Source organism: Neisseria sp. P0008.S004, from assembly GCF_051962755.1.
GTDB classification, from domain to species: domain Bacteria; phylum Pseudomonadota; class Gammaproteobacteria; order Burkholderiales; family Neisseriaceae; genus Neisseria; species Neisseria subflava_A.
Genome location: NZ_JBQCUZ010000040.1, coordinates 1 through 317, shown reverse-complemented (window position 1 = coordinate 317; position 317 = coordinate 1). Strand labels below are relative to the sequence as shown.

General features: G+C 57.7%; 1 protein-coding gene. It reads left to right on the top strand.

The genetic code is table 11. The features are described 5' to 3' along the window. The coding region (locus ACTHSW_RS10860) for a hypothetical protein (RefSeq protein ID WP_440373922.1) at positions 1-317 on the top strand (317 nt) is incomplete at both ends.

Sequence of the window (317 nt, the reverse complement as noted above, 5' to 3'; positions counted from 1 at the left end):
CTGCAAAATCTACTCGACAAACAGCAAACCGTCGCCCAATCGACTGCCGCCATCCACAGTGCCGTCGGCACCTATAGTGGCAACCGTGCCAAAGCGGCAGCCGAAGAGCTGGAAAAACAACAGGCCGCTTACGAAGGCCGTCTGAAAGAGCAAAACGACGGCAGTTATGAGCAATATGCCGGTAAAAGCGACAGCGAACGGCTGTCCATGAGGCTGGGGAACGCGAAGTATGCCCAAGCTTACCAAGAAGCCCGAAGCTGGGGCGTAGGCGGCAGCAAAAGCCGTGCGCTTAGCGCCGCCGAAACCCTGATTACCGG